General features: G+C 43.1%; 21 protein-coding genes. 11 read left to right on the forward strand and 10 right to left on the reverse strand.

The genetic code is table 11. The features are described 5' to 3' along the window. Positions 1-62 precede the first annotated feature (62 nt). The 3 genes from RNZ41_RS04605 to lipA form a co-directional block, all read right to left on the reverse strand. The gene (locus RNZ41_RS04605) at positions 63-497 is read right to left on the reverse strand and encodes an RNA-binding S4 domain-containing protein (RefSeq protein WP_036598052.1); all 435 of its coding nucleotides are present in this window, start codon (positions 495-497) and stop codon (positions 63-65) included. Between the two features lie 196 nt (positions 498-693). Then, positions 694-1581, reverse strand: a complete 888-nt coding sequence (locus tag RNZ41_RS04610) for an alpha/beta fold hydrolase (protein WP_060994729.1) — start codon at positions 1579-1581, stop codon at positions 694-696. A gap of 112 nt (positions 1582-1693) precedes the next feature. Beyond that, positions 1694-2767, reverse strand: a complete 1074-nt coding sequence (gene lipA, locus RNZ41_RS04615) for a lipoyl synthase (RefSeq protein WP_260856316.1) — start codon at positions 2765-2767, stop codon at positions 1694-1696. A gap of 390 nt (positions 2768-3157) precedes the next feature. Between lipA and acnB the strand changes: the two genes are divergently transcribed. Beyond that, entirely contained in the window at positions 3158-5758 is a 2601-nt protein-coding gene (gene acnB / locus RNZ41_RS04620; protein ID WP_314027700.1) for a bifunctional aconitate hydratase 2/2-methylisocitrate dehydratase, read from the forward strand. A gap of 163 nt (positions 5759-5921) precedes the next feature. On the opposite strand, the gene dinB is transcribed toward acnB, so the two are convergent. After that, positions 5922-6977 (reverse strand): DNA polymerase IV, encoded by a 1056-nt coding sequence (gene dinB / locus RNZ41_RS04625; protein ID WP_314027701.1) that lies wholly within the window; start codon positions 6975-6977, stop codon positions 5922-5924. A 435-nt stretch (positions 6978-7412) separates the two neighbouring features. Between dinB and RNZ41_RS04630 the strand changes: the two genes are divergently transcribed. Beyond that, on the forward strand, positions 7413-8384 hold the full coding sequence (locus RNZ41_RS04630; RefSeq protein ID WP_314027813.1) for a TerC family protein: 972 nt from the start codon (positions 7413-7415) through the stop codon (positions 8382-8384). 63 nt (positions 8385-8447) lie between these two features. Here RNZ41_RS04630 and RNZ41_RS04635 read toward each other — a convergent pair whose 3' ends face one another. From RNZ41_RS04635 to RNZ41_RS04645, 3 genes are all read right to left on the reverse strand, one after another. Next, the gene (locus RNZ41_RS04635; protein ID WP_314027702.1) at positions 8448-9380 is read right to left on the reverse strand and encodes a manganese-dependent inorganic pyrophosphatase; all 933 of its coding nucleotides are present in this window, start codon (positions 9378-9380) and stop codon (positions 8448-8450) included. A 121-nt stretch (positions 9381-9501) separates the two neighbouring features. Further along, complete coding sequence (locus RNZ41_RS04640; protein WP_314027703.1) at positions 9502-10686, reverse strand: aspartate aminotransferase family protein; 1185 nt, start codon at positions 10684-10686, stop codon at positions 9502-9504. Positions 10687-10779: 93 nt separating this feature from the next. Continuing rightward, positions 10780-10992, reverse strand: a complete 213-nt coding sequence (locus tag RNZ41_RS04645) for a DNA gyrase inhibitor YacG (RefSeq protein ID WP_314027814.1) — start codon at positions 10990-10992, stop codon at positions 10780-10782. Between the two features lie 90 nt (positions 10993-11082). On the opposite strand from RNZ41_RS04645, the gene RNZ41_RS04650 reads away from it, so the two are divergent. Further along, positions 11083-11721, forward strand: a complete 639-nt coding sequence (locus tag RNZ41_RS04650; protein WP_314027704.1) for a class I SAM-dependent methyltransferase — start codon at positions 11083-11085, stop codon at positions 11719-11721. Here the strand turns inward: RNZ41_RS04650 and RNZ41_RS04655 are convergent. Continuing rightward, positions 11718-12653 carry an RDD family protein gene (locus RNZ41_RS04655; protein WP_314027705.1) on the reverse strand — a complete coding sequence of 312 codons (936 nt, stop codon included), beginning with the start codon at positions 12651-12653 and terminating at the stop codon, positions 11718-11720. The genes RNZ41_RS04650 and RNZ41_RS04655 overlap by 4 nt on opposite strands. Positions 12654-12937: 284 nt before the next feature. Here RNZ41_RS04655 and RNZ41_RS04660 point away from each other — a divergent pair, with 284 nt between their 5' ends. The 4 genes from RNZ41_RS04660 (at position 12938) to RNZ41_RS04675 (ending at position 17434) form a co-directional block, all read left to right on the forward strand. Further along, the gene (locus tag RNZ41_RS04660; protein ID WP_314027706.1) at positions 12938-13858 is read left to right on the forward strand and encodes a DUF3025 domain-containing protein; all 921 of its coding nucleotides are present in this window, start codon (positions 12938-12940) and stop codon (positions 13856-13858) included. 173 nt (positions 13859-14031) lie between these two features. Next, a complete protein-coding gene (locus RNZ41_RS04665) occupies positions 14032-14316 on the forward strand; it encodes a hypothetical protein (protein ID WP_159676396.1) in 285 nt (94 codons plus the stop codon). Positions 14317-14507: 191 nt separating this feature from the next. Beyond that, positions 14508-16394, forward strand: a complete 1887-nt coding sequence (gene mnmG / locus RNZ41_RS04670) for a tRNA uridine-5-carboxymethylaminomethyl(34) synthesis enzyme MnmG (protein ID WP_314027707.1) — start codon at positions 14508-14510, stop codon at positions 16392-16394. An 83-nt stretch (positions 16395-16477) separates the two neighbouring features. Further along, on the forward strand, positions 16478-17434 hold the full coding sequence (locus tag RNZ41_RS04675; RefSeq protein WP_314027708.1) for an AEC family transporter: 957 nt from the start codon (positions 16478-16480) through the stop codon (positions 17432-17434). Positions 17435-17470: 36 nt separating this feature from the next. Here the strand turns inward: RNZ41_RS04675 and RNZ41_RS04680 are convergent, their stop codons facing one another. Next, positions 17471-19498 carry an Lnb N-terminal periplasmic domain-containing protein gene (locus RNZ41_RS04680; protein ID WP_314027709.1) on the reverse strand — a complete coding sequence of 676 codons (2028 nt, stop codon included), beginning with the start codon at positions 19496-19498 and terminating at the stop codon, positions 17471-17473. 252 nt (positions 19499-19750) lie between these two features. Here RNZ41_RS04680 and RNZ41_RS04685 point away from each other — a divergent pair, with 252 nt between their 5' ends. After that, positions 19751-20041: a YeaC family protein gene (locus RNZ41_RS04685; protein ID WP_036595824.1), complete on the forward strand. Its 291-nt coding sequence runs from the start codon at positions 19751-19753 to the stop codon at positions 20039-20041. 133 nt (positions 20042-20174) lie between these two features. Here RNZ41_RS04685 and RNZ41_RS04690 read toward each other — a convergent pair whose 3' ends face one another. Further along, positions 20175-21488 (reverse strand): acetyl-CoA C-acetyltransferase, encoded by a 1314-nt coding sequence (locus tag RNZ41_RS04690; protein ID WP_314027710.1) that lies wholly within the window; start codon positions 21486-21488, stop codon positions 20175-20177. Positions 21489-21836: 348 nt separating this feature from the next. On the opposite strand from RNZ41_RS04690, the gene RNZ41_RS04695 reads away from it, so the two are divergent. From RNZ41_RS04695 to RNZ41_RS04705, 3 genes are all read left to right on the forward strand, one after another. After that, positions 21837-23219, forward strand: a complete 1383-nt coding sequence (locus RNZ41_RS04695; protein ID WP_314027711.1) for a 3-oxoacyl-ACP reductase — start codon at positions 21837-21839, stop codon at positions 23217-23219. Positions 23220-23476: 257 nt separating this feature from the next. Next, positions 23477-24373, forward strand: a complete 897-nt coding sequence (locus RNZ41_RS04700; RefSeq protein ID WP_314027712.1) for a MaoC family dehydratase — start codon at positions 23477-23479, stop codon at positions 24371-24373. Between the two features lie 106 nt (positions 24374-24479). Then, positions 24480-25826: a serine hydrolase domain-containing protein gene (locus RNZ41_RS04705; protein WP_314027713.1), complete on the forward strand. Its 1347-nt coding sequence runs from the start codon at positions 24480-24482 to the stop codon at positions 25824-25826. Position 25827 lies beyond the last annotated feature (1 nt).

Raw genomic sequence — 25827 nt, forward strand, 5'->3', positions numbered from 1 at the left:
GTGCTTATTATAACGAAATATGACAGGGAAAATCGGGATTTTTATGACCCCATAACAAGCAATTAAAAACCTTCTTCATCACTGCCAAAATGGTTAATATCCCTAAAACGGCTTAACTGACGACGCTGTTTTTTATTTGGCCGATGATCGGGGCGGGCAAGATTGGCAAGTTTTTTTTGTTCGGTGAAAAATTCTCGTTGGCTGATACTGGCATCGGTCTCTTGATAAAGCACACTGGCAGCAGTGGCATTACCACGCACTTCAGACAGCGCCAGCACCTTGACCGTCTTTTGGGTGTAATGATTGGCTGACCCTTGGCGAATCGTCAATTCATCGCCCACCGCTATTTCTTTACTGACCTTCACGCGATTGCCAAAATGGTGGACCCGTCCCGATTCAATCGCTTCCTTGGCTAGGGTGCGAGTTTTATAAAACCTTGCTGCCCATAGCCATTTATCTAAACGCACTTTAATTTTATCAGTTGTACTCAATGACATTTCCTATAGCTTAACTCCATGAATAACTTTAGATTAAATGGTTGTTTTTTCGAATCTTTCAATACGCCACATTGATATTTCTAACAAGCAACTGCCGTGTCAAAACGCGGCTAATAGTCTATTCATCATGACAGTTATAAAACGCTGCTTAAACACTCAACAGTCACACTCATTAGTAAGACTCAGGGATTTTAAGCTAATTGATATGGTGAGTAAGCCAAGCCAAAATATCGTCATACACTTGTTGGTGATTAGGCTCTAGCAAGATTTCGTGACGCATCGCTTCATATTGCTGCACGCTCACCGAAGTAAAATTGTTTTGTTGCAAACGTTTGACAATACGCGGAATGCCTTTTCCCATCTGCCCAACAGGGTCATCTTTTCCGCTGACAAATAGCAGCGGTAACTGCCTGGGTACTTGTTGATACCAATGCTTATTGGTGCCTGCTTGCATCAACGACATGAGCGCAAAATAGCCATTGTTGGTAAACTGAAAGCCGCAAAGCTTGTCATCAAGGTAGGCTTTTACTTGCTTAGGATCTGAATTCAACCAATTAAACCCTTGTAAATCGGGTTCTTTTCTAAAGGGTAGATTATTAAATTGGTTTAAAATTTTATCTAATACCGGATTGGTGCGGCGCGTGGTGAAGTGATTGAGATTTTTGGTTACAGGCACAAACAAGTTTGCCAATGGATTAAAATCTGAGGTACCCATAATTATTGCCCCGTCAAATCGTTCACCATAGCGCTGCAGAATACAGCGAACGATAAATGACCCCATACTATGACCCAAGATAAAATGGGGGATATCAGGGTATTTTTCAGCGATTAACTGCGCATGGTCCATCACATTGTCAATCATCAGCTCAGCAGGATTGGGGTTACCCATATAGCCTAAGCAACCATTGTCATAGGCTTGCTGTCCATGACCTAAATGGTCAAAGGTTAACACCGCAATATCATGATTTGCTAAGAATTGCGCAAAGGGTTGGTAGCGCCCTTGGTGTTCTGCCATGCCATGTACAATTAGTAACGTAGCAACAGGCGTCACCTTAGGCAGATAGAATGTGTAGTTGTTATTCATCGCAAATTTCCTGTGAGTTATTTTATAATTAGGGTAGCATAAAAAAGCCGTCTAATGACGGCTTTAAATCAACGCACAAATTCACAAATCAATGCACATATCAACGCACAAATCAACAGCCTGATTTTTTCATGTCCGCTTCTGATAACGGATTGGCACCACGGGTAGGGCGCGGGCAAGGCTCACCATAATATTGTCGATCGGCAAAATAGCTTGAGCGCACCATCGGACCTGCCCAAATATTTGCAAAGCCCAATTTTTTACCGTGTGCCGTATAACGGTCGAATTCATCAGGATGCACAAATCTATCAACTGGGGCATGCGATTTGCTTGGCTGCAAATATTGACCGATGGTAATTAAATCAACATCATGCGCCTTTAAATCATTGAGTAAAGCATAAACCTCTTCTTCAGTCTCGCCAAGACCCACCATAAAACCACATTTGGTGACGATATCCGGGCGACGCGCTTTGTAATCTTTTAACAGCTGTAATGAATGCTGATAATCTGACCCTGGACGAAACGCTTTATATAAACGTGGCACGGTTTCAATATTGTGGTTAAATACGTCAGGGGCTGTGTCACTTAAGATATCAAGTGCCACTTGTTCACGACCCCGAAAATCAGGGACTAAAATCTCAATCAAGCAATTAGGGCTTAACTGACGAGATTCTTTAATGACATTGGCAAAATGTTCCGCGCCGCCGTCACGCAAATCATCTCGGTCAACCGAGGTAATCACCGCATATTTTAACCCTAGACCCGCAATGGTCTCAGCGGTGTGAATCGGCTCAAGCTCATCGAGCGCATTGGGGCGACCATGCGCCACATCGCAAAATGGGCAGCGACGGGTACAAATATCTCCCATAATCATAAAGGTCGCGGTGCCATCACCAAAACATTGGGGCAGGTTAGGGCAAGCCGCTTCTTCACAAACCGTATACAGCTTTTGTTCACGCAAGGTTGACTTGATGCGCGCCACTTCACTCGGCGATGACAGCTTGACGCGAATCCAGTCAGGTTTTTTTGGGGTTTCTACCGTTGGAATGATTTTAATCGGAATACGGGCAACTTTATCATGGCCACGTAGTTTTTCACCCACTTCAGGACGTTTTGGCTTTTCACGAGCGATGGGTCTATCGGTGTGCGGCGTTGAAGGGGCAAAAGTTTGTACAGTGTCGGTCATTGCTATGATTAATCCTTGAATTCATTTAGCAGATTTTAGGGGGTTATTATAACAGAAATCTATGCTGACGAATTTAAACTATTTTGGGATAAGCTTTGTTGTTTAAAGTACACAGCCAAAGTTATTTTTCATCCTAGTAAAAAAAGCGACAATCGGCTCAAACGCATTTATTAAAAATTATTGGGCTATTTTTTTAAAAAATAATGGCTATGTTAACAAAAACGTATTTTCTCATTAACATTTCATCACATTTCAAGTATATTAGAAGGGTTAAATTTTTTAGCCAAAGCCATGCTGGCTAGTAGCCATTTCAAAATTCAACTGTGTTGTGAAGAGGGCTTGCAGACGCATGGTTAACACAATAATCTTACATGACTATGAGGACGATTCATGCTAGAGAACTATCGTAAACACGTCGAAAATCGTGCGGCACAGGGTATTGTGCCACAGCCACTTAACGAACAGCAAACGGCTGATTTGGTTGAACTATTAAAAAATCCACCAGCGGGTGAAGAAGAAACACTTGTAGACTTATTAGAAAACCGTATTCCACCTGGGGTTGACCAAGCAGCGTATGTTAAAGCGGCATTTCTAGCGGCCATCGTTAAAGGCGAAACCACTTCGCCGCTGATTTCAAAACAAAAAGCGATTGAATTATTGGGTCATATGCAAGGTGGCTACAACGTAGAACCATTAATCCAAGCATTAGATGATAAAGAATTGGCCAAAGGTGCGGGCGACGCGCTGAAAAAAACCTTATTGGTATTTGATGCCTTTAATGATGTCACTGAAAAAGCGGAAGCGGGCAATGAAGTGGCCAAAGAGGTGTTACAATCTTGGGCAAACGCCGAATGGTTCACCAGCCGTCCAGAAGTACCAAAAAAAGCCACTTACAAAACCTTCAAAGTCACCGGTGAAACCAATACCGATGATTTGTCACCTGCCCAAGATGCATGGTCACGTCCAGACATCCCACTGCACGCATTAGCCATGCTAAAAAATGCGCGTGAAGGCATTGTGCCAGACCAAGACGGCGTGATTGGTCCGATGAAACAAATCGAAGAGATGAAAAAAGACGGTATTCCATTGGCATATGTGGGTGATGTGGTCGGTACCGGTTCAAGCCGTAAATCAGCGACCAACTCAGTGTTATGGTTAATGGGTGATGACATCAAAGGCGTGCCAAACAAACGTGCCGGCGGTCTTGTATTGGGTGGTAAAATCGCACCGATTTTCTTTAACACCATGGAAGATGCTGGCTCATTACCTATCGAAGTAGATGTTAGCAAACTTAACATGGGTGATGTATTTGATATCTACCCACATGACGGCAAAATCACCAAACATGATTCTGATGAAGTGATTGCAACTTTTGAATTAAAATCACCAACGCTGCTCGATGAAGTGCGTGCCGGTGGTCGTATTCCATTGATTGTAGGTCGTGGCTTGACCAACAAAGCCCGTGAATATCTAGGTTTGGGCGCGTCTGACACTTTTGCAAAACCCGAACAACCTGTCGACACTGGTAAAGGCTATACTTTAGCGCAAAAAATGGTCGGTAAAGCTTGTGGCGTAGAAGGTATCCGTCCTGGTGCCTACTGTGAACCAAAAATGACCACCGTGGGTTCGCAAGATACCACAGGTCCTATGACCCGTGACGAATTAAAAGACTTGGCTTGTTTAGGCTTCTCTGCAGATTTGGTCATGCAATCATTCTGTCATACGGCAGCTTATCCAAAACCAATCGATGTAGAAACTCAGCACACACTCCCTGACTTCATCATGAATCGTGGCGGTGTATCATTACGTCCAGGTGATGGTATTATTCACTCATGGTTAAACCGTATGCTATTGCCTGATACCGTTGGTACGGGTGGTGACTCACATACCCGCTTCCCAATGGGTATTTCGTTCCCAGCAGGTTCAGGTCTAGTGGCGTTTGCTGCAGCAACCGGTGTGATGCCATTAGATATGCCAGAATCAGTTCGTGTACGTTTTGTCGGTGAAATGCAGCCTGGTATCACCTTGCGTGACTTGGTACATGCGATTCCTTACCAAGCCATTAAAGAAGGTTTATTGACCGTTGAGAAAGCCGGTAAGAAAAACGTATTTAACGGCCGTATCTTAGAAATCGAAGGTTTAGAAGACTTAACCGTTGAACAAGCATTCGAATTATCAGATGCCTCTGCCGAACGTTCAGCCGCAGGTTGTACTATCACCCTGTCTGAAGAATCAGTAAAAGAATACCTAACGTCAAACATCACCTTACTCAAATGGATGATTTCTGAAGGTTATGGCGATGCCCGTACGATTGCACGCCGTATCAAAGGTATGGAATGCTGGCTTGCCAACCCAACATTATTACGCGCTGATGCAGATGCAGAATATGCTGCTGACATCACTATCGATATGAGCGCAATCAAAGAACCGATTCTTTGCTGTCCAAACGACCCAGATGACGCCAAAACCTTGGCAGACGTTGCCGGCGACAAGATTGATGAAGTGTTCATCGGTTCATGTATGACCAACATCGGTCACTTCCGTGCAGCGGGCGCGTTGCTCAAAGAAGTACCTGCGGGTAGCTTGACCACGCGTCTATGGATTGCACCACCCACAAAAATGGATGCGCGCCAATTGATGGATGAAGGTCTATACAATGTCTATGCACAAGCGGGCGCACGGACTGAAATGCCGGGTTGTTCACTGTGTATGGGTAACCAAGCGCGTATCGCACCAAAATCAACCGCCGTATCAACTTCGACACGTAACTTCCCGAACCGTTTAGGTCAAGGTGCCAACGTGTACTTGGCTTCTGCCGAGTTGGCGTCGGTGGCGGCGGTACTTGGTAGACTTCCTACCAACGAAGAATACCAACAATATGCTGGTAAGCTTAACAGCATGTCAGCCGATATCTACAAATACTTAAACTTCGACCGTATGAGCGAGTATACTGAAGAAGCAAACAAAATTAACGTAGCACAGCTTACCTAACCATCGTTAGATTAAAGTTAGACTCATCTAATTTTAATTAAGTAGGATAACAATAAAGTAAGACCCTGCAATATAGCAGGGTTTTACTGTTGTTAGCATTTACATAAAAATTATTTAAACGTTTAGCTAAAAAATATATTGGCAAAATTTGGCTTATAGTGGCTTATAATAATGGCATCTGTGGTGAGGCTTCAGCTTGCAGCAAATTTGAATAAGTCACCCCAACCAAACGTACGGGTAAAAGTTTTGGGGTATGGTCGTATAGCCATTGAATCCAATAATGGGCATCGGATTCTTGTTCAAAGTGGGAAGAAATACTATGAGAGCGGGTAATCACACTAAAATCGCTGTATTTGATTTTAATGGTGATGGTGCGAGCGTAACGCTGCTTTTTTTGTAAATCTTTAAACGCTTGGCTATTTTCGCGATATAGGGCAGCCACAATGACTTTATCATCCATGGTATTGTGTACAAACGTTGTCTCAGAACCGACAGATTTATGTTTGCGCTCAGCTTTAACCTCTCTATTATCAATACCGTGGGCAATTTGGTGAAAGAAATCACCCCGTTTGCCAAAGCGTTGTTTTAATACGTCCGCTGGCGTATTGCGTAAATCCAATCCTGTAAATATACCCATGTCATGCAACATTTTGACGGTGGCTTTGCCAATCCCATGAAATTTTTTTACCGGTAAATTGGCGATGAAGTCCAATCCTTGCTCAGGTGTGATAACCGCAATTCCGTTGGGTTTATTTAAATCTGACGCGATTTTGGCAAGCATTTTGTTATAAGACACCCCGGCTGAAGCGGTCAGCTGCGTTTGTCGCAAAATCTGTTGGCGAATGCGATTGGCGATTAGTGTCGCAGAATTTTTTTCATGCGGGCTATTGGTCACATCTAGATACGCCTCATCCAGTGATAAAGGTTCGACCAGTGGCGTATATTGGTACATAATGGCACGAATTTGCTCACTAACTTCATGATACACCTCAAAGCGTGGTTTGACAAAAATTGCTTGTGGACATAGCTGACGCGCTCGATAGCATGACATGGCAGAATGCACACCGAACTTGCGTATCTCATAACTTGCTGCTGCGACGACACCGCGCCCATTGGGATCACCGCCAACGACCAAAGGTTTACCTTGTAACTCAGGATTATCCCGTTGCTCAACACTGGCAAAGAACGCATCCATATCGATATGAATAATTTTACGCATGGGTGTTAGTTTACCATCCTAACTGTATGGGAAAAGTATTTAATTGACTGGTTAAGCTGTAAACACGCTACTAACATAACCAATAAATTCAAAATTTACTGATTGGTAAATTCAATTGATAAGTCGTCGTTTATCTGCTACATTATCGCTATCAAGGGGAGTAACTTCTCACTTTAACAGTTTGTGATTTATCGTCATTACGTAAGTAGCCGCTTACCGGTAAATCAGCTATTTTTTAGCCATATATTGCGCTAATTATCAAATAGTAAGCCAGACCTTGACTTAACACAACCACATATTTGGTCGGTGTGAGTCAAAGTTTTTTTGTGCTTAGCGTTTTTCCAAAATCCTTTGACTTATTGCCAGCCATAGTTTGTAAATGCATACTAAGGAGCGATAATGTTACTTGCAGCAGTAAATCAAATGACAGAACCCATGAGCATTGGCAGTCCCATGCTATATGCCGTGTTCTTTGCTATCGTAGCGATACTGTTATTGGTTGATTTGTTTACTTTTAAAACCCCAAAAAATGGTGAAGCGGTTTCGATGAAACAGGCAGGGATTTGGAGTGCCATTTGGGTGGGCGTGTCTGTGTTGTTTGCAGGCGGTCTATGGTGGTATCTATCACAAAATTTTGGCAGTGCTATCGCCACTCAAAAAGTAGGGGAGTTTTTTACAGGATATTTACTGGAAAAATCGCTCGCCATTGATAACGTCTTTGTATGGTTGATGATTTTTGCGGCGTTTGCGGTGTCACCTGCGATGCAACGGAAGATTTTATTGTACGGGGTGATTGGTGCGATTGTCATGCGCACGGTGATGATTTTTGCAGGGGCTTGGCTGGTCGCTGAGTTTAGCTGGATTTTATATATTTTTGGCGCATTTTTGCTGTACACGGGTATAAAAATGTGGCAAAACCACGATGAGCAAGAAGACCCGAAGCAGTCAGGCTTATATAAATTTTTACAAAAACATCTGAAAATCAGCGATGACAGCCATGATGCATCAGGTCAAGAGCGGTTTGTGTTGGTGAAAAATGGCGTTAAGTATTTTACCCCGTTAGCGGTGGTGCTTATTTTGGTTGAATTGTCGGATGTGATTTTTGCGGTAGATTCGATTCCTGCAATTTTTGCGGTCACTACCGACCCGTTTATTGTTTTGACGGCAAACTTGTTGGCTATTTTGGGTCTGCGGGCGATGTTCTTTTTGTTATCGGGTTTGGCGGATAAATTCCATTTATTGCCTTATGCGCTTAGTGTCATCTTGGTGTTTATTGGCGCAAAAATGCTACTGCTTGATGTGTTCCATGTGCCGATGGCTATCTCGTTAGGCTTTATTGCTACCGTACTAACAGTGACAGCGATTTTATCGGTAAAGTTTCCGAATTTGGGTAAAGTTAAAGCATAAAAAATATTTTTGAATAAAAAAAAGGGCTAACAATTTAGCCCTTTTTTGTGAATTAAAAACTGACTATTTGGCATAAAATGCTTCTAAAGTAGGCACAAATTGTTTTTTTCGGCTGACTAAGTGACCCAAATCAAGCAATTTATCATTGAGTCTGGTATTAAATGCTTGCTCAATGATTTCATTTTGTGCATCGTTGCTACCAACCGCCCAAGATTGCTGTTTTAAAATATCAACAATAATAACTAGCATATAATCCAAGCCATCTCTTTGGCGGATTAGTTCACTGGCTTGTTGGATGCCATCGGTGCGCGACAACACCACGTCAGGTTTGACAGTTTCGATACAGGCGATTGCCCATTTTTTATTTGAGAAAATAAACTGTTTATAATCGGTAGTGACTAACGCATCATCCGTTAAGTCGCTGATATTGCTTTTTGCATCAAATAATTGATTGGCAAAGCTGTTTGTATCGTGAATCCCTGCAAGGTGAATTAAGGCATCTAAAGCTTGCTTGTCACTGTCTGTAGTGGTAGGACCTGTCAGATTAAGCGTATCAGAAATGATTGCACCTGCCATCAATGTTGCCATTTGCTGAGAAATCAGCAAACTCTTTTCCATGAACATATGGTATAAAATGGTGCTGGTAGAGCCGACAGGTTCAAATCGAATATAGGCTGGTTCGGCAGTGGTTAAATCACCGAGTTTATGATGGTCGACAAGGTAACAAATACGGGCGTCTGCTAGATTGGCAATCGATTGCTGGCTTTCGTTATGATCGACTAAAGCAGCGAGTTGGTCAGGCTCAAGATGGGTGAGTAATTCTGGTAATCGGACTTTAGCAAGTTCAATTAAAAATTTGGTTTCTTGATTGATATCATCTAAGCGGTAACTTTTGGCATCTATACCTTGTTGATTGAGCCAATAGGCCATGACGATGGCGGATACGATAGCATCGGTATCCGGTTTTTTGTGCCCAAAAACAGCAATGGTTGTCATAAAATTACCCCGATATAAAAAATAGCTATTATATCATCTTGTCAAAATCAAACGGTTGACTGGCAAGTTTGCGATGAAAAAGCCGATATTGACTAATCGGCTAACTTTACCATCAAAAAAACTACAGGGCTGATTGGATAAGTGAAATAATGCGTTCACCGATTTGACTGGTTTCATCGGCGCTCATGTTGAGCGGTGGCAATAAACGAATGGCATTACCGCCTGCGACATTAATGATTAGATGATGATTGTCACGCGCTTTATCGACCAAGCTATCAAATGCAATGCCGCGATTTTGTGGCATCACCACCCCTAGCATCATGCCTTTTCCCCGTACAGTAACCCCTTGGCTACCCAGCTCGCTGGTGATTTGCTCAATCAATGCTGCGCTATTGCTAAGGGTAGTTGCCATCATATTCTCATCATCAATGACATCAATCACTTCGCTAACCACACGGCAAGCAAGCGGTGTACCACCATACGTTGAGCCGTGCGAGCCAAAGCTAAAAATATCATTGGCTTTTGCGCTGGTCATGCACGCACCCACAGGAAAACCATTCCCCAACCCTTTTGCTGTGGTCAAAATATCTGGTTTGATGGATGAATATTGATAAGCAAAGTATCGCCCCGTACGACCATTGCCCGTTTGCACCTCATCTAAAATCATTAATAAGTCATGGTCATCGCAAACTTTGCGAACTTGGCTTAAAAAATCAAAGCCATTGGCAGCGGTATTGACGCCACTTTCACCTTGGATAGGCTCAAGCATCACAGCGCAAACATTGTCGTTATCGGCAATCGCTTGGCTAATCGCTTCAATATCCCCAAAAGGCACGCGAATAAAATCATCATCTAAGGTAAAAAATCCTGCTCTAGCCATTGGATTTGCGGTGGCGGATACGGTCAGTAAGGTGCGTCCATGAAAGGATTTTTCCATCACAATCACTTTGGCTTGGGTTTGCCCACGATTTGATGCAAACAGTCGCGCCATTTTTAATGCCGCTTCGTTGGCTTCGGCGCCGCTATTGGCAAAAAATACTTTATCCATGCCTGCAACTTGGCATAACTTTTCACCCGCGCGCTCTTGCCAATCAATACCAAAAAGATTGCTGGTATGCACAAGCGTCGCTGCTTGATCGGCAATCGCTGCAGTGATACGCGGATGACAATGACCCAGTCCACAGACAGCAATCCCTGTTAACGCATCCAAATACGGCGTTCCGTCAGCGGTATAAAGGTAACTACCTTGACCTTTGACAAAGCTAATGGGCTGGCGTTTATAGGTGGGGAGTAAATAAGAGCTCATGGGGATTCCTTTAATCATAGTCAGCGAATCATAGTCAGCGAATCATAGTTAGCAAATCATCGCTAGCGCAATCACTAACCAATCAAATCTACGTTATTTAAAAGCGTCTAATTCGTCACTAAACGGGGTGTCTTCTGCACCGACTTTATAGTCCTCATTCGCCCATGCCCCTAAGTCAATGAGCTTACAGCGCGCACTGCAAAATGGCTTGGTGGGATTATTTGCCCAAACGGTGGGTTTGCCGCAGCGCGGACAGGGATAAGTTTTGACAGGTGCATTTGATGGGGTGGGCTCGGTTTTAGACATAAACAAAAGGTATTCTGAAAAATGGTGTATCGGATTATTTGCCATAGTATACTATAAATCCTTTTTTTTGGGCGAATCAAGCGACTGTTCATGCTAAGTCATCAATTTACCAGACCGTTTCAACCCGATCGTATCCGTCATCCCAGAGATTTTCAGCCACTTAACGCAACATTTTGGCAGCAGCCCGCCATTTTTGTTGAAATCGGTGCAGGTAAAGGCAAGCATGCCTTGAGTTTTGCCAGCGATAATGCCAATGCCCATCTCATTGCGATTGAACGTACCGCAGAAAAATATCAAGCCATGCAAAAAATGGCGAATCAAGCGCAGTTGTCTAATTTAACGACTATTCATGCCGATGCCATTGCTTGGGTCACCCATGCTGTACCCGCGCAAAGCTTGTCAGGGGTGTTTATTCTTTACCCCAATCCAGAGCCGCATAATCCCAACCAACGCTGGCTTAACATGCCTTTTTTTGAATGGTTGCTGTCTCGGTTAAAACCGGGTGGCAAGCTTATACTTGCCAGTAATATTGAAAGTTATATTGATGAAGCCGAGCATAAAGCACAGACGGTTTGGCAAGTACCGGTGGAGAAAACCCAAGTACCCAATCATAGTGAACGCACGCATTTTGAGGTGAAATACCTAGCGCGTGGCGAGGCGTGTTGGCAATTGACCATAAAAAAACCGCATGGTTATACCACACGGTTTGATGATTTTAATTTACTCTAATCAGGTTTTAACGCAAGGGGCGTGGTTTGGGTGTCATCGGCACGTACCACATAAGTTTTGGCGATTTTATCATGTAGGCTTAATCGCTCTTTGCTGGTGAGCATCATGACCAAATCAATGACTAACACAACCAAACCAAAAATCGATAAAGAATAAGCCAATGTGGTAAATAACCCACGCATAATGATTAAGTTAAAAAATCCAGGAATGGCATTGGACTTGCGATCCAAAATACGTATGCCCATTATCATCTTACCGATGCTCTGACCACGGCGCATCAATAATAGGACTTGCGCAATGATTAAGCCCCATACCAAAATATTGGTTAGCAGCAATATATGCTCAGGTAACGCTGACATGAGTTCCATCTGCTGGGCAGACGTCAATCGGGTTTGTCCTGCTTCTGCCCATTTGAGTAATTTATCAAAATTTGGGCTGTTATACAGGGCGATGAATAGCGGCGACGACGCCAATACCATAAGCAGGGTATCTACTAATTTTGCGGCGATACGACTACCGATGCTGGCAAGGTCTAACTGTTTTTTGGCATGGGCAATGTCTTGCTTGGAGCCAAGTTTTTTGGTCAATGTGACCTTGGTAGGGTTAGGGGATTTGTGCGGGTTATTCGCTGAATACCGATCCCACACATTCTCAGCGTCTTCTGAAGGCGTGGGCGTGTTGTTAATAATATAATCTGCTTCATCAGAAGCGGGCTGCTCACGTTGGTGGGTATCGACTGGCAGGCTTTCATCTATCGTTGGACGGTAAAAAAATTGCCCATCCGTCATTGCATTGACTGTGTTCCAGTTATCCATCCCTTGATGCCACATCAAATCAGTGAGTAACACTTGCCCTGTGGCAAGCATTTGATTGAGTTGTTCAAGGGTATATGGGCCGGCTTGCACACCATTGCGAGCTAGAAAAATATGCATGTAATAACTCTACTTCTACTGGGTGGTAAAATTTGAATGACTGTATCTTATTATATGATGTTTTGCAACATCGTGCTAAAAATCGCTTATTATACAAAAGTTATACAAACATCCCATTCAAAAAATCGCGATATCCTTATGGATTGAAGCCAACAGTATCTAAACCATTAGCTATGCTTGGCTGGTAATGATTGGCTGGTAATTATCTGTCATGGGCTTAACCAAAAGTGTGCTAATATTTTTGGTTCAGCCTACGATTCTTCTTATATTGTCAGATTGTATTTATGTCAGTAACTCATCCCACCAACGCCCTCATTGATTTTAATCAACCTTGGTATCACTATTTGACTTATTTTGCTGAGCTTGACGCAAAACACAGTCAGGCAACACACAGTTATGCCCCTGCTATCAATGCCATCAATATTGTTGAAAATTTGAACGCTTGTTTGGATAAATTTGAGGATGTAAACGCCAGCCGTATAGCCAATTTTGAAAAATTACCCATTCGCTTTGTTGAGCAAGCGTGTTTGCCTGAGAGTGAGGCTTATGAGAGTTTTATTGCCAACACAGGTAAAATTCCAACCCGTGACAATCACCATGATTTGCTGAACGGTTTAATTTGGCTGAATTTTCCGCAGGCTAAAGCGGTATTTAACGAACTCCATGCCAAAGATATTTTGCAACATGGTATTCATAACGCCAGAACAGCCCTGCGTAATGCGTTAACCGTATTTGATGAAAATGGCGGCATTGTGGTGAGTTCAGATAGACTATTGCTTGAACAGTTACAAGCATTTAAATGGCAAGCAGCTTTGGTCACGCATAGAGCCAATTGGTTGGCTCAATATCGTACCATTGCCTTTTTTCCATTTGGTCATGCCCTGCTTGAAAAATTGATTGAGCCAAGAAAAAATATCACCAGTCATACCTTGCTTATTTTAGTAGATGAGGGTTGGTTTGAGCAATCTATCGCCAGTCAGAGAAACCAGCTTGATACGGCAATCGCTAAGCTATTCCACCAAATGGCAATGCCAGATTTGGCGGATAATGCCGTTAAGCTATCATCCAAAAGCTTTCAACCGTTACCTGTAATGGGTATTCCTGGCTACAGTGATGACAATGTGATACCCGCATTTTATCAAGATGAGGCTGTTTTTAGGCGTCCCAGAGCGTTCAGCGCGCCTATTTTTTCATTAAATGACTGATAAGTGACCAGAAAATTTATAGCAGTCGCTAGAGTGGTTGGGGTGATTGCCCAGTCTATGAATGTTGCTTGATAAAAGCCGGTTAATCCGTTAGCATTAAAGCAATCTCTAGTTCATCCAGTCCATTTATTGATGAAACTCATAATTACTAATAAAAATATTGGAGCATCGGCATGACCACCAAAGTCGTCAAAATTGATAATAAAGTTCGTATGATTACAGGTAAATTAGCCCCTCATCTTGAAATTCAATGGGAACATTATACCTTAGTAGAATTGCAATCATTGCTTGAGACGGTGGTTCGTTTTGAAATTGAGCACAACTTTCGTCGTCACAAAGATTATAAAGATAGCAAAGGCGCTAATATCCAAGTGTTTAATGATGGCAACGAACTTAAAGTCACAAGTCTAAAAGACGAATTACTAATCATCCGCGATAGCCAAATCGATTCACAATAACTATAAATCCGCGAATCAATCAAAATCCAAGCCGAATAACTTGGATTTTTTTCGTCATGTTGTTGGTAATTATTAAAGCAAAGTATCACCCTAAACGCTCAATGATTGGCATTGATAAAAAAATAATCGATAGCCATCTAAGCATGGTATAATTGTCAGTTTTTATTGACAAGCGAATCATGGGTGACACGATGAAATACCCTAAAATCTACGACGTAATTGTGATTGGTGGCGGTCATGCTGGCACAGAAGCGGCGCTAGCTGCTGCACGCATGGGTCAGCAGACGCTTCTACTTACGCATAATATTGAAACCTTGGGACAGATGAGCTGTAATCCTGCGATAGGCGGGATTGGCAAGTCGCATTTGGTGCGTGAAGTCGATGCGTTGGGCGGCGCTATGGCGCTTGCCACGGACAAAGCAGGGATTCAGTTTCGTGTGTTAAATAGCCGTAAAGGTGCCGCTGTCCGTGCCACACGCGCGCAAGCAGACCGTATTTTATATAAAGCGGCGATTAGATATACTTTAGAGAATCAGCCAAACTTGGATATTTTCCAACAAGCGGCGGATGATATTTTGGTTGAAAACGGCAAAGCCGTAGCCGTTGTTACCCAATCAGGGATTGAATTTGCTTGCGGCGCAGTGGTATTAACCTCTGGCACTTTTTTAGGTGGTACTATTCATATTGGGTTAGAAAACCACAAAGGTGGACGTGCAGGTGATCCGCCTTCTATCCGTTTGGCGGATAGATTGCGTGAACTCAAGCTGCCGGTTGGACGCCTCAAAACTGGCACGCCACCACGCATTGATGCGCGTACGGTAGATTTTAGTGTCATGACCGTGCAGCCAGGGGATACACCACTGCCAGTCATGTCGTATTTGGGTGATGTGTCCATGCATCCGCGCCAAATCAACTGCTATATCACCCATACCAATGAACGCACCCACGACATTATCCGCAGCGGGCTGGATCGCTCACCCATGTATTCAGGCGTAATTGAAGGCATTGGTCCCCGTTATTGCCCATCGATTGAAGATAAAATTCATCGGTTTGCTGATAAAGATAGCCATCAGATTTTTATTGAGCCTGAAGGGTTGACCACCCATGAACTTTATCCCAATGGGATTTCAACAAGTTTACCATTTGATATTCAGTTGGCTTTAGTCCGCTCCATGAAAGGACTGGAAAATGCGCACATCTTGCGTCCTGGCTACGCGATTGAATACGATTATTTTGACCCACAAAATCTTAAACCAAGCCTTGAGACCAAATCCATTGATAACCTATTTTTCGCCGGTCAAATCAATGGAACGACAGGGTATGAAGAAGCCGCTGCGCAAGGTATCTTAGCTGGCTTAAATGCCGCGCGTCGCACCCAAGGACTGGATGCTTGGACACCGCGCCGTGACCAAGCCTATATCGGTGTGTTGGTAGATGATCTCATCACCAATGGCACCAAAGAGCCGTATCGTATGTTTACCAGTCGTGCCGAATACCGTCTACTGCTGCGTGAAGACAATGCCGATCAACGCTTGACAGAAATTGGGCGTGACTTAGGACTGGTGGACGATGCGCGCTGGCAAGTGTATAGCGATAAAATGACAGCGATTGAGCAAGAAACTGCACGTTTACGCTCGCTTTGGGCAACGCCCACTAATACGCTGGGTCAATCATTTATCGATAAAACCGGCGAAGTGCTGACCAAAGAGAATAACGCGCTTGATTTGTTAAAACGTCCAAACGTGTCATTTGATGATATTAGCGAATTGACCGAATCGCCCGTGTCTGCTGAAGTGGGTGAGCAAATAGAAATTGGTGTCAAATACGCCGGTTATATCGATCGTCAGCAAGTTGAAATCGGTCAGATGAAAAAACTTGAACACACGCTGATTCCAGACGATTTTACTTATCATGATATCTCTGGGCTTTCCAATGAAATCGTGCAAAAACTTGAAAAAGTGCGACCAACGACGCTTGCCCAAGCCAGTCGCATTAGCGGCGTCACGCCAGCTGCGGTACAGCTTTTGGCTATGATGATTAAAAAAAGCAAAAAAGCGCGTGAAGTGCTAAGCTCTTAACTTTAAGACATGCTACATAAGTCCCATGGTATTGGTATGTGCCATACTTGGGACTTTTTTATTTTCTACTCAAAAAAATTATTATGCTAACTGCTTTTCTCTTTGCGCTAAAAATTACCTTGCCCAATATCTTGCTGATGTTATTGGGGGTGATGATGCAAAAAAAACAAACCATCAACCAGTCGTTTGTTGAAATCGCCTCTGATATGGTCTTTAATTATTGCCTGCCATGTTTACTGTTTTTTAGTATTCTAAAAAGTGACATTCATTTTGCTGAGCAGGTCGATTTGATTAAATCGGGATTGATGGTCACTTTTGGGCTATTTTTTCTCGGTGAGCTATTTGCCTATTTTTTTGTCAAAGATAGCCGCGATAAAGGTGTGTTTGTGCAAGGTGTCTTTCGCAGTAACATGGCGATTATGGGGTTGGCGACTGTGACCAACGCCTATGGTAGTCAAGGCGTCAGTATCGGTGCGGTTTATATGGGTCTGTTAACCATTGTGTATAATGTGTTGTCTGTGATTAGCCTAAGCAGAAATGACAACAACAGCCAAGGCGTGGTTAAAAAAGCCATCACCATGACCAAAAAAATCGGGCAAAATCCGTTAATTATCGCATTGGTATCAGCGTTTGCTTATAAGTTATCGCAGCTGCCGATGCCGCCTGAATTTATCGTCAAAACAGGCGAGTTATTGGCGGCGGTAGCGTTACCGTTGGCTTTGATTTGTGCAGGCGCGACACTCGATATCAAGTCGATGCTCAATATGACAGGCGTGTCTATGCAGGCTAGCATCGGTCGAATTATTGTAGCGCCTATCACCGCGGTTGTAGTGGGTGTATTGATGCAATTATCACCGATACAAATGGGCGTGATGTTTATTATGGTTACATCGCCCGTTGCTGCTGCCAGTTATGTGATGGCTCGCAGCATGGGCGGCAATGAAATATTAGCGGCCAATATTTTAGGATTTACCACCGTGTTTTCTATGTTTAGTCTAGCCATCGGCATGGCGTTGTTGCGCCATTTTGGCTTGGCGTAGCACAAAATTGGCTAGGCGTAGATTATTCAAAATAGATTATTCAAAATAGTGTAGCCATTTTAACGCAACCTCATCAACGTTATCGATATTGTCAGACTTTGGCAACCATTCACGGCTAGCGGTAACCCGAATCGCATTGGTTTGATTGATATCATATTGACTACCAATACTGAGTTTGGGCTGCCAATAGCTTTCATTATCGCTATCGCCACTTATCCAAAATGGCAGTGTTAATTCTGATATCGCACGCCAATTTGGACGCAATTCTGCATTGCACCCAATATTGACGCCAAGCCCAGCACGATAACCATGATATAGGCCCTTACCAAACTGCGCTGCAATGGTGCCCAAGCCATAGCAAATATTGGCGGGCATATCGCCTGTGTTTGGGGCGGCGCTACCTAGTGCCACGCTTTTACCAAATTCACCGCTGATATTTGCGACCAAATGATTGTCTGTAGCGCTGTGGTCATCTTTGTTAATAGCCTTGATACCCTCAAAGACTCGCTGTAAGCCAATATTACCACCCCATGAAATACCCTTTTTTGCGCTATTAATCGGATGCAATGAGCGCACATCAAATAATCCTAGCTGCTCAAGTTGCACGCTATCTTGCTGGTCGGCGTTGTCATGGATGCTAAGACCCATACTCAATGCCGTCAGTTGTGAGCCTATGGGATAGCCATCAATTTTATCCAACGCATCGCGGTACACCATGCGGTAATTTAACGTGATAGCCTGATTACTCTCTAATTTAGGTCGTCCATTCACCCTATCAAACGACTGCTGGCTGACGCCGATATCAAATCGACTTAAAGGATTGGCCAGTACGGGATTGTCGCGGCTAGGCAATATTTGAGGACTTGACGCCCGATTTTGTTGGGGATTGTTAAAAGCTTTGGGGTGATCTGCCGCGTTGCGGGCGTTTAATTGCGCTTGCACAACAGTCGGTGTTGAAGGACTAAAACTGGTAGAGCGAATCAAATTTTCGCGGTTTAACATGCGTACCACTTGGGCAGGGGAAACCATTGGGGAGTCAGTCACTAAAAAATTTTTATCGGGAAAAATAGAATTTAGTAACACCAAAATTTCAGAGGCGCAGTTATCGGATAACAGATAATAGGGCAAATTTTGGTCTTTAATTTCCCAAGTCCGATAGGCAAGTTGTTTAACTTGTTTATCGGCGAGATTGAGCTGATATTGCCATACATTGCGCCCATTATCTTGCAAATATTCTTTGATACCTTGCTGATAATTGGTCATGGTAAATTCGCCTGCATTGCCACCGATACTGGATTTGTAAGCAAATTTTAAAAAATGCTCACCGTCGGTGACTTTCGGCGTGAAGTTCAAATAGTACTGATTGCTAAGGTCGGCATTATCAAATCGCAAAAAACTATGGGCAAATGCAGACGGTGGGCTATCTAAATACTCACTGGCAAAAATTAATGAGACGGATTGGGGATTGATTTTTTGTAGCCATGAATCGAGCGTATCACAATGTTGATGGGGTAGGCTTGAGGTATCGATGGCTAAGTTTTCAATGAGCCACTGTGTACGAGCGGGAAAGCGACATTGGACAGAGGCATTATTTTTTTTGGTAGGGTGAAATAACTGTGTGAGCATTTCATCAAGTTCTGCTTGGGGATTTTTGGCACCTTGCGCGCTGGCAAAAAATTGTCGTTGGCTCGCTTGTGGGTTAAAACGATTGTTGACCCGACTTTCAAAGGGCTGTTTTCTGGTGACTGTTTCAGGATAATACAATAATCGCAGCCACGCTTTTTGCGCAGCTAAATTTTGCTCATGGGCTGATGTCAATGCCGTTTGCAGTGCTTGGGTAGTGGTAATAGGCGTCGGCGTAGATAGGGCTGTATCTGACGAAAATTGCTGAGCGGGCGCAGGTGATACATGTGACACAGGCGCTGCGAACGCATAATGTTGAGCGGATATTAGGCTCAATACAAAGACTGCTTTAGCTAACTGCTTTTGAGTAAAAGCTGTTTTCTTTTGATTAAAAACACGGGTTACAGCGTGTTGATGATAGCTGTATTTGAGAGAGTTCATAGGGGTGCTCTTTTTTTATAAGGTAAATTTTTATAAGGTAAGTTTTCACAACTTTTGATAAGCAAAGCATATAATATCTGTGTGCAAATTAACATTGCCCAATTTGTAATCACGCCATTGTAGGCAGCTAGCCGGCTATAAGACAACTTGCCAAATAGATTTTATCCGCTTAATTTGCTATAATTTTTTAATTATTTAGCAAAATTTTTTAAACTATTGTGATTTATTCAAGGGTATAAGGACAATTGGGTCATGGATAAACAAGCGATTTTATCAGCGTTAACGCCTGAAATTGTTGAAAAATTTCGTCAGGCGATTTCGCTTGGCAAATGGGAAGATGGTCGAAAGTTGACGGAAGAACAGCGTCAAACTTGTATGCAAGCGGTGATGGTGTGGGAGCATGAATTTTTGGGTGTAGAAGAGCGCACTGGCTACATTCATCGTCCCAAAAAAGCGGCAGAAGACTGTGATATCGGTCATGATCATCACTACCCAAATAAACCGCAGGACGAGGATGGCGAGAAACCGATTAAATTTAGCTAAGCGATAAAAAAAGGCGAGTGCATCATCTCGCCTTTTTTACACTATTTTTTTAAGTACTTATTTATCAGTTATTTGAATACTAAGTACTTAAATATAAGTACTTAAGTATAGGTACTTAGTATTAGCTAGTTGATTATTTTTCTAAAATGGCGACCACACCTTGTCCGCCCGCCGCACAGATAGAAATCAGCGCACGACCTGACCCTTTTTGATCCAGTAATTTAGCGGTGCTGGCAAGAATGCGACCACCGGTTGCGGCAAACGGATGCCCTGCAGCAAGTGATGAGCCATTTACGTTAAGTTTACTGCGGTCAATCGCACCAAGTGGCTTATCAAGACCTAAGCGCTCTTTGCAAAAACTTTCGTCTTCCCACGCAGCAAGCGTAGACAATACCTGTGATGCAAATGCTTCATGAATTTCATAATAATCAAAATCTTGCAGCGTCAATCCGGCACGTTCCAACATACGTGGGACAGCATAGGCAGGTGCCATCAATAAGCCTTCTTTAACGCCTTTTTTACCTGTAAAATCAACTGCAGCAGTTTCTTGGTGGGTGAGATAAGCAAGCGGTTTTAATCCATTCGCTGCTGCCCACTCATCTGTGCCTAATAACACACAAGACGCGCCATCGGTCAGCGGCGTTGAGTTGCCAGCCGTCATGGTTGGGTTGGCATTTTTCTTACCAAATACAGGTTTTAATGATGCCAATTTTTCTAACGAAATATCAGGACGTAGATTATTGTCGCGTGTTAAACCCTTAAATGGCGTGATTAAATCATCAAAAAACCCCTCATCGTACGCACGTGCCAAGTTCTTATGGCTATTAAAGGTAAACTCATCTTGTGCTTCACGGGTGATCGCCCATTCAAGTGCGGTGATGGCTTGGTGGTCACCCATCGATAATTTGGTACGAGGTTCACCATTTTGCGGTGCATCAATCAAGTCTTTTGGATTAATGCTTAATAACGCTTGCAAGCGATCTTTATTGGTTTTGGCATTATTAAGTTTTAACAGTGCTTTACGCAGCCCATCACCAATGCCTAAAGGGGCATCAGAGGTGGTGTCAACACCGCCTGCAATCCCCGAATCAATCAGCCCCAAGGCGATTTTATTGCTCACCGCGAAAGCCGCTTGTAGTCCAGTGCCACACGCTTGTGACACATCATAAGCAGGTGTCTGCGGACTTAACGCCGTGCTTAACACACATTCACGGGTGAGATTGATGTCACGGCTTAATTTAATGACTGCGCCTGCCACCACTTCACCCAAGCGTTTATCTTGTAAGTTATAGCGTTCCACCAAGCCGTTAAGCGCAGCAGTCAACATTTCAGAGTTGCTGACATTGGCGTATTGGCCATTTGAGCGGGCGAACGGAATACGGTTGCCACCTAAAATAGCGACCTTTTTGCCAGCAGGCTGGTGAGTGGGCTGTTGAAAATTGTCCATAGAAAAGTCCTTTTGAGCAATCAATTAAATAATTGAGATAAACTTAAACCAAATAACTTTTTAAAAATAACTAAACTTTTTAAAAATAACTAAACTTTTTAAGTTGCAGTGATGTTACCATAAAACGCAGACAAAAATATCCATTAAAGGTATATATATAACAATAATTTATATAAATTGATAATACCAATAAAATTTTATTTGATATGACTGTTCAATGTTGTTTGATTGGTATAGAATTTAGACAGGAACTATTTTTAAATTAGTGTTTTACTCAGTGTTGAACTTAGTATTTAATTGAGCCTTATCTAATAGCCTAAGCAAAACTAACTATTCAAAGGAGTCCTTATGTCAGACCATTATTCCGAATTCGTTCAAAATCCATTGGGACGTAAGATTGCCCAAAACTTGGGTCTACCAATGCCAATTAGTCTTGAACGTTATAAAGACGGTCAAGCACCTATTACCGGTAGTGTTATTTTTGGGGCCAGTGAGAACGCCGTGATGGCAAATGACATTGCCAAAGTATTGGCGAATGTGCAAGCAGATGTCTATCTAGACGCCAATGAGTCAGCGCGTGATGCTTTGCAGAATGCGACGATTGACGCCGAGCAGTTTGGCGCGAATCAATATTTTAAAGTGGCTATTTTCGATGCTTCAGGTATCAACACAACCCATGAGCTGAAACAAGTTTACAACTTCTTTCATCCGATTGCGCGTTCGATTGACCGCTCAGGTCGCGTTATCGTCATTGGCTTGCCACCTGAAAAATGCACCAGTATTGCACAGGCAGCAGCCCAGCGTGCTTTAGAAGGATTTGTTAAATCCGTCGGTAAAGAATTTAAGCGCGGTATCACAAGCCAGCTGATCTATGTAGACCCAAATGCGGCTCAAAACCTTGAATCTACTTTACGTTTTTTTGCCTCACCGCGGTCTGCGTATGTCTCAGGGCAAGTGGTGAGAGTTGGCGAAGGCAACCCAGTCACGGTTGATTGGCAAAAGCCTTTAAAAGGTAAAACACTGGTAGTGACTGGCGCGAGCCGAGGTATTGGCGAAGCCATCGCGAAAGTATTATCGCGTGATGGCGCACATGTCATCTGTGTCGATGTGGCTGCGCAGCAATCAGACTTGCAAAAAGTAGCAGGTGAGATAGGCGGTTCTACCTTAACATTAGATATCACCGCCGACGATGCTGGCGAAAAAATAGCCGCAGCGGCAGCCAAACGTGGCGGCTTAGATGGTATTGTCCACAATGCAGGCATAACCCGTGACAAGACATTGGCAAAAATGGATGATAACATGTGGGATGCCGTCATGAACGTCAATCTCAATGCGGAAGAAAAAATCGATGATTATTTACTTAGTCATGACAGTTTCAATGAAAACGCCAGAATTGTATGTGTATCATCCATTAGCGGTATTGCCGGCAATTTGGGACAGACCAATTATGCCATGAGCAAAGCTGGCGTGATTGGCGCGGTACAAGCGACTGCACCTACGTTAAACAACGGTATTACCATCAACGCGGTAGCGCCAGGATTTATCGAAACCCAAATGACCGCTGCCATACCTTTTGCGATTCGAGAAGCAGGTCGCAGGATGAACTCAATGAGCCAAGGCGGTTTGCCGATTGATGTGGCTGAGACCATTGCTTGGCTGGCTTGCCCTGCATCGGGCGGCGTCAATGGCAACATTGTCCGCGTCTGTGGTCAAAGTGTGTTGGGTGCGTAATTATTGAAGGGCTGAAAAAATCAGTATCGAAAATATCGCTACTGATTTTTTTTCATCATTTTTTCTAAGTCAAACTTAAACTAAGCTTTATGCAAAAAATCAACAATTAGATTGTGACATTCGATTATAATAAGTTAAGTTCTCAGATTTTGAGATCTGACGGTAATGAAAAGTAATGGAATATACCCGAACACTATCTAATCAAATAGCCATTTTTTGGCTCAAGCTTAAAAAGTAAAAAAGTAAGGACAGTCTGTATGTCAGACCAAAATTTTAGTCGTTTGCCAAAGCCGCACACCACCTATGCCAATATTATCAAAAGTTTTTTACCCATTGGCGACCAAGAAAAATCAGCTAATGCGGTGTTGCCCAATGCTACTTATAGCGTCAATACGCTTGAAATCGACCATGATAACTTAGCCGATTACCGCAGGATTTGTGGTTTTGAAAATAATAGCTACGTGCCGCCGACGTATTTTGCGGTGCTGTCGCAGTCGTTACAGATGAACATGATGGTCAAAGAGCCATTTCCCTTTGCCATGCTAGGCTTGATTCATGTGCAAAACAGTGTTACCCAATATCGGCGCATTAAAGATAGCGCAATTTTTAAAATGGCAGTAAGCTTTGCTAACCTGCGCGACCACGATCGTGGTAAGCAATTTGATTTTGTGACTAAAGTTTTTGAAAAAGATGAGCTGGTTTGGGAAGGGACTTCGACGTATTTAGCACGCCAAAAACGTCAAAAAACGACTCAAAAACCATCGACGACGCAAGTAGAAGCCAAGCCCACACTTGATAGTAATGATATGCATGAATTTTGGGAAATTCCTGAAGATATTGGGCGTCGCTATGCGTTTATTTCTGGGGATTTTAATCTGATTCATTTGCATCCTTTATCTGCCAAGGCATTTGGTTTTCCAAAAGCCATTGCCCATGGTATGTGGACAAAAGCAAAATGTTTGGGTGCGTTGGGTGATTTGCCAGAGAGCTTTACCTGTGATGTGACGTTTAAGTTGCCGATTTTTTTGCCCTCTGAAGTAGAGTTTATCGCAAAATTTGATAACCGTGACGAGCAGGTGGATTTTGGTGTGTATGATGCCACTACACCAAAAGCCAATTTGATAGGGAAAATCACCCAAGCGCAGGCTAAATAATAGCGATAAAAAAGCGGCAAAAAAATTTAAAAAGTTCAATGCTAAGCTGATAGATTTTTTAGCAGGATGTTTTTGTATGGTGTTTTTTTAGGATGCTATTGAAGCAATGAAGGATTTAATGGATTATCAAGCGCTCAATCAACACCTAGCCCAACTATTATCACGATTTGATCTTAATCAAAAGGTAGGTGGCTGCAGTCTGGTCATTTTTCATCAAGGTAAAGCGGTCACTCAACTGGCTCATGGCGTAGCAAATATTGATAAAACTAACCAGCAAGTTACCCCTTGGCAGCCATCCACCCTGTCGCTGAATTTTTCGACAGGCAAGGGAATACTGGTTACGTTGATTCATATTTTAGTGAGTCAAAACCTTTTAGCGTATGACAAAACCCTTGCTAGTTATTGGCCAGCGTTTGCCCAAAATGGCAAAGATAGCGTCACTTTGCGTGATATGCTAACCCACGAGTCGGGATTATTTAATATTGTCAGTATTACTGAACATGCCAAAGACATGCTAGATTGGCAATTGATGCTCAGTAATGTTGAGCAAATGGCATTAAATAGTCCAACTAATACGCAGAGTTCAGGTAATAGTTCAGCTAATAATAAGCAGCCTGTTAATCAATCAACCGAATCCAATGCGGATTCTAGTGCGGCTTATAGTGCCTTGGTATCCGGCTGGGTATTGGGTGGGCTGATTGAAAAAGTAACCCAATTGCCCCTGCAGCAAGCCCTAGAATATTATTTATTGGAACCGCTCGATTTGGTCGGTCAAGCTTACTTTGGGGTACCCAAAGACAAAGTTGAACAGGTGGCAGGTCAAATACGTGCCAAAGAGACTCAAGCTAAACCTTTACTCACTCAAGATGCTGACTCAACGCTACAATTTTATCAATCCTTGCCTTTTTACCCCGAGTGGTTAACATTGTCTCAATCGGGCTCTCCTTTGACAACGCAGGCCATTAACGCGCTGTATTTTCAACCTGCTAATATCAATATCGAAGACTATAAATCTGCGCTGGTACCCATCGGTAGCAGACAATTTAATTATTATCACCCTGTCACACTGCAGGCGAAAATTCCTGCCGCAAATGGAGTAGCCAGTGCGATAGCACTGGCAACAGTCTATGCTATGCTTGCAAATCGCGGTATTTGGCAAGGTAAAACGCTAATCAATTCTGCTGTTTTTAAGGCGCTTTCAACCATTCACAATGAGCAATTTGACAAAATCATGCCAGCGGTAATGGCGTGGCGACTCGGTTATCATCGTGTGTTTAGTCTGTTCCATGATGTGTCTGATGCATTTGGACATATGGGGTATAATGGGTCTATGGCCTGGTGTGATCCCAGTCGCGCATTAGCAGTGAGCTTTGTACATAATTATGATGTCACTATGCTGGGTGATGATCGCCAATTTATCTTGAATGAAACCATATTAGATTTTTTTGCTTAGC

Source organism: Moraxella sp. DOX410, assembly GCF_032248735.1.
In the GTDB taxonomy this organism is placed as follows: Bacteria; Pseudomonadota; Gammaproteobacteria; order Pseudomonadales; family Moraxellaceae; genus Faucicola; species Faucicola tetraodonis.

What these genes read in the sequence shown, in the direction of transcription:
- RNZ41_RS04645 (WP_314027814.1), bottom strand. Translation starts at nt 10,992, where the DNA reads ATGTCTAAAACCGAGCCCACCCCATCAAATGCACCTGTCAAAACTTAT.
- RNZ41_RS04695 (WP_314027711.1), top strand. Translation starts at nt 21,837, where the DNA reads ATGTCAGACCATTATTCCGAATTCGTTCAAAATCCATTGGGACGTAAG.
- RNZ41_RS04640 (WP_314027703.1), bottom strand. Translation starts at nt 10,686, where the DNA reads ATGAGCTCTTATTTACTCCCCACCTATAAACGCCAGCCCATTAGCTTT.
- RNZ41_RS04675 (WP_314027708.1), top strand. Translation starts at nt 16,478, where the DNA reads ATGCTAACTGCTTTTCTCTTTGCGCTAAAAATTACCTTGCCCAATATC.
- RNZ41_RS04605 (WP_036598052.1), bottom strand. Translation starts at nt 497, where the DNA reads ATGTCATTGAGTACAACTGATAAAATTAAAGTGCGTTTAGATAAATGG.
- RNZ41_RS04690 (WP_314027710.1), bottom strand. Translation starts at nt 21,488, where the DNA reads ATGGACAATTTTCAACAGCCCACTCACCAGCCTGCTGGCAAAAAGGTC.
- RNZ41_RS04705 (WP_314027713.1), top strand. Translation starts at nt 24,480, where the DNA reads ATGAAGGATTTAATGGATTATCAAGCGCTCAATCAACACCTAGCCCAA.
- RNZ41_RS04685 (WP_036595824.1), top strand. Translation starts at nt 19,751, where the DNA reads ATGGATAAACAAGCGATTTTATCAGCGTTAACGCCTGAAATTGTTGAA.
- RNZ41_RS04680 (WP_314027709.1), bottom strand. Translation starts at nt 19,498, where the DNA reads ATGAACTCTCTCAAATACAGCTATCATCAACACGCTGTAACCCGTGTT.
- RNZ41_RS04650 (WP_314027704.1), top strand. Translation starts at nt 11,083, where the DNA reads ATGCTAAGTCATCAATTTACCAGACCGTTTCAACCCGATCGTATCCGT.
- RNZ41_RS04635 (WP_314027702.1), bottom strand. Translation starts at nt 9,380, where the DNA reads ATGACAACCATTGCTGTTTTTGGGCACAAAAAACCGGATACCGATGCT.
- RNZ41_RS04610 (WP_060994729.1), bottom strand. Translation starts at nt 1,581, where the DNA reads ATGAATAACAACTACACATTCTATCTGCCTAAGGTGACGCCTGTTGCT.
- RNZ41_RS04700 (WP_314027712.1), top strand. Translation starts at nt 23,477, where the DNA reads ATGTCAGACCAAAATTTTAGTCGTTTGCCAAAGCCGCACACCACCTAT.
- dinB (WP_314027701.1), bottom strand. Translation starts at nt 6,977, where the DNA reads ATGCGTAAAATTATTCATATCGATATGGATGCGTTCTTTGCCAGTGTT.
- RNZ41_RS04655 (WP_314027705.1), bottom strand. Translation starts at nt 12,653, where the DNA reads ATGCATATTTTTCTAGCTCGCAATGGTGTGCAAGCCGGCCCATATACC.
- lipA (WP_260856316.1), bottom strand. Translation starts at nt 2,767, where the DNA reads ATGACCGACACTGTACAAACTTTTGCCCCTTCAACGCCGCACACCGAT.
- mnmG (WP_314027707.1), top strand. Translation starts at nt 14,508, where the DNA reads ATGAAATACCCTAAAATCTACGACGTAATTGTGATTGGTGGCGGTCAT.
- RNZ41_RS04630 (WP_314027813.1), top strand. Translation starts at nt 7,413, where the DNA reads ATGAGCATTGGCAGTCCCATGCTATATGCCGTGTTCTTTGCTATCGTA.
- RNZ41_RS04665 (WP_159676396.1), top strand. Translation starts at nt 14,032, where the DNA reads ATGACCACCAAAGTCGTCAAAATTGATAATAAAGTTCGTATGATTACA.
- RNZ41_RS04660 (WP_314027706.1), top strand. Translation starts at nt 12,938, where the DNA reads ATGTCAGTAACTCATCCCACCAACGCCCTCATTGATTTTAATCAACCT.
- acnB (WP_314027700.1), top strand. Translation starts at nt 3,158, where the DNA reads ATGCTAGAGAACTATCGTAAACACGTCGAAAATCGTGCGGCACAGGGT.